At 62.1% G+C, this 3,694-nt stretch carries 2 protein-coding genes; both read right to left on the bottom strand.

Annotated features, from left to right (window positions below):
• Positions 1-1,253: 1,253 nt before the first annotated feature.
• Complete coding sequence (gene istB, locus VSR34_RS37565; protein WP_016347309.1) at positions 1,254-2,105, bottom strand: IS21-like element helper ATPase IstB; 852 nt, start codon at positions 2,103-2,105, stop codon at positions 1,254-1,256.
• On the bottom strand, positions 2,102-3,589 hold the full coding sequence (gene istA / locus VSR34_RS37560) for an IS21 family transposase (protein WP_342965133.1): 1,488 nt from the start codon (positions 3,587-3,589) through the stop codon (positions 2,102-2,104). Before istA ends, istB begins: the two co-directional genes overlap by 4 nt.
• Positions 3,590-3,694 lie beyond the last annotated feature (105 nt).

Raw genomic sequence — 3,694 nt, 5'->3', positions numbered from 1 at the left:
CGGCCTCACAGCGCTTTAAAAAGGTTGATTCGCGTTGAAATTGCACAATGCGAAAGATTTAGCGGCAGTGGGCGCGTAAATCGTGGAAGGCCGCTGCCCGTCGAGGGGTATTTCCGCAACCTGCTAGCGTGGGGGCTGGCCGCAGGCGGACCGTTGAAAAGTCACCGCGTGGAGAAACAAGGACTGCTTTTTTGTCAACGCGGTACTTGCGAACCAGCCCCCGATATGATTAACTTAAGCCCAGCGAGTCGGAGTTGACATTTCCTCCGGACGCAAGGAACACCAAAGCCGCCACTGCGGCAGCCCAAACTCTCGCGAGCGGGCACCCCCGAAGAGGATCGCGAAACGTCCGGCCTCTGTGAAATTGAAGGACCCAAACGCCTCACGGCGTTTTTTTTTAAAATCAGGCCGAAGGACCACTTCGGGATACTGAGGTAAGGCCAACACCTTACCTTATGCGGCTCCCAGGGGGAAACGGGATACATTCCAGACCCTTAGAGTTTGTCCCAACTCGGCGTTCACACCCCCCGCATAAAGAGGCCTCACCGTCGCCGCGACGGGCCGCTGCCCCATTCGCTCGTGCGAACAGGCTCAGCGGACGGCTCCCCCTGCTCTCCCCCAGGGAGTTGGGCACATTAACCCAGGTACGAGCGCTACCTTTACCCAGGCCATAAATGGCAGCGGGGCGCGCTTCGGTTGGTCTCCTCCGATACAAAAGGACTCCGCGCCTAGCTGCGGCTAGGTAACCCGGTAACCGTAAGGTCCGGGCCTGTGTGGCTGACATTGGACAATGAGACGGCCCCTGGAAGACGCACGTTTTAAAGACACCGACCGCACTCACGGTTAGTCCACCACCTTTGTACGGGCACGCTGTTGCCCGAGCCCAGCCGAGTAGCTGGCTAAAGCTGATCCTGATGCGAGACAGGATGTGGCGCGACAATCTGGATGAGAGACGCGCGACAATCAAGTTGAGAGTGTCGCGGCAGAAATGATGATGCCGATGTTGATTGACGCTGGCAAGCGTTTATTGATTGACGCGCGGCGTTGATTGACGTGGGCGAGTGGGTGTCGCGCGACAATCAAGCTGAAGCCACCAGTCGTTGAGGATTGCTGTGTAATGGTGACGCCGCAGGTATTCTGGCTGCGCGACAATCAGGATGAGAATGTGGTGGCGTGGAAGGTGATGTCGGGGTTGATTGACGCCGGCTAGCTTTGCCTGCGAGCCGCGCGTCAATCAGGATGATAACAGCGGGTCATTCGGTGAGGTCGATGCCGTGCTGATCCTCCTGTGTCGGTGGCACGCCAACGTTCTTTGGTGTCGCTCTACTGGCCGGGCGTCCCGGTCCCTGCTGCTTGCGCTGCAGGGCAGTACGGCGACGGTAGCTTTCGACGTTCAGCTCAAAGATGGTCGAGTGATGGACCAGCCGGTCGACGGCGGCCACCGTCATGGCCCGGTCGGGGAAAACCTTGTCCCATTCGCCAAACGGCTGGTTGGCTGTTATGCAAAGGGAACGGCGCTCATACCTGGCGCTGATGAGCTCGAACAGCACCGACGTCTCTGCCTGATCCTTGCTGACATATGCGAAATCGTCCAGGATGACCAGGTCGAAGCGATCCAGCCGGTTGATGGCGGACTCCAGCGCGAGCTCGCGGCGCGCGACCTGCAACCGTTGCACGAGGTCGGTAGTGCGAGCGAAGAGGACCTTCCAGCCCTTCTCCAGCAGGCTCAGCCCGATGGCCGACGACAAGTGCGATTTGCCCCCGCCGCTTGGCCCCAGAAGAATCAGGTTGGTGCCGTTACGCAACCAGCCATCGCCAGCGCAAAGCGCCGAGACGTGCGCGCGCGACACCATTGGCACCGCGTCGAAATCGAAGTTCTCCAGTGTCTTGCCCGGCAGGAGCTTGGCGTCCCTGAGGTGACGTTCGACTCGGCGTCGATCGCGCTCGGCGATCTCGTGTTCGGCCAGCGCCATCAGCAGGCGCGCTGCCGGCCAGCCTTCCGTGTCGGAGCGCTCGGCAAAGCTGGACCAGATCTGCTTGATGGCGGGCAGCCGCAAATCGTTGAGCAGCAGCGACAGGCGGGTGGCGTCGATGTCGAGACTCATGCCGTCACCTCCGTTGCCATGTCGTCAAGCAGGGCTTCGTAGTCGCTCAGCGGTGCTAGCTGGACGTTCACCTCCGGCATGCTGTTCGCGCGCTTCGCTTCGAAACGCGAACACAGTGCGTCCAGGTCGGGTAACTGTCCATCGTCCAGGCACTGCTGCAGCGCCTGGGCCAGTTGGGCTTCGCAGTTGTGCTCGTGGGCCAGGCTGAGCAGTTCAACCATGGTCCTGCATGCCTGGCGCTCCGGGAGCTGTTCGAGCAGGCGATCGAAGCTCAGGCGATAGGCCTCGCGCGGAAAGACCTGATCGCGGTAGACCAGGTTGAGCAGCGCCATGGGCTTGCGGCGCAGCGCGTGGATGACGTGCCGGTAGTTGATGACGTGGCCGTGCTTGCCATTGGGACCCGCACGGCCGCGCTGCAGTGTCATCAGGGCCGTGCCGCCCAGGAACAGTTCCAGCCGGTCGTCGTACAGCCGTACGCGCAGGTGATGGCCGATCAGCCGTGACGGGACGGTATAGAACACCTTGCGCAGGACGAAACCGCAGGTGGTCGTGACGTACACGCGTGTTTCCTCGTAGTCGCACGTACGCTGGACCGGAAGCGGCTGAAGCAGTGCCCGCTCGACGTCAATGCGTTTGCCATTACGCGCGTTGATTCGACCGACGATCTCGTCGATGAAGCGGCGATAGGAACCGAGATCGTCGAAGTCGTGACTGCCGCGCAGAAGCAACGCATCACGCACTGCGCTCTTGAGGTGGCCATGAGGGCTCTCGATGGAGCCGTTCTCGTGGGCAACGCCACGGTTGTTGCGTGTGGGCTGCATGCCGTAGTGGGCGCACAGCGCATCGTAACGCGTGGTCAGATCCTTGCGCGCGTCGACATCGAGATTGCGGAACGCCGCCGACAGGCTGTCGCTGCGGTGCTCGCGCGGCGCGCCCCCGAGTGCCCAGATAGCGTTCTGCAGCCCTTCGGCCAGCGCGACATAGCTCTCGCCGCCGAGAATGACGTGAGCGTGCTCAAAGCCCGAGCAGGCCAGCCGGAAGTGATAGAGGCGGTGGTCCAGCGTGACGCCCGCCACGGTGACGCCCAGGCTGTCCATCTCGGTGAAGTCGGACAAGCCTAGCTGACCGGGCTGGTGTACCTGACGGAACATGACGTCATGCTCCTCACCATGGAGTGCGCGCCAGTCGCGAATACGGCGCTCCAGTGTGCGGCGCACGTTGCCCGGGAGGTCGGGATGGCGCCGAAGCATCTCGTCCAGTACGGCTATCGGCCGGATGCTGGGAGCGGACTGGAGCAGTGGCACGATCTCAGTGTCAAAGATCGCGGCCAGGGGATCGGCCCGGCGACGCCCGCGCGGGGCCTTCTTCTGCGATGGCAACCGCGGATCCTCTTCGATGCGATAGCCCGTGGCGGCGCTGAACCCAGCGCGCGCAGCCGCCTGGGGCGGCCCCTCCTTGAGTCTGTACTTCATGTAGAGCCTCATCTGATGGTCGTTGATGTGTCGGCCGGGCAACTCAGCCTCCCTTCGCTACATGGAAGAGCTGTTCATACCCGATTTACCGCGACCACCGACAAGGCACCCCGGCAG

Source organism: Paraburkholderia sp. JHI2823, from assembly GCF_038900695.1.
GTDB classification, from domain to species: domain Bacteria; phylum Pseudomonadota; class Gammaproteobacteria; order Burkholderiales; family Burkholderiaceae; genus Paraburkholderia; species Paraburkholderia mimosarum.
This window is presented reverse-complemented; position numbering and strand designations above follow the sequence as displayed.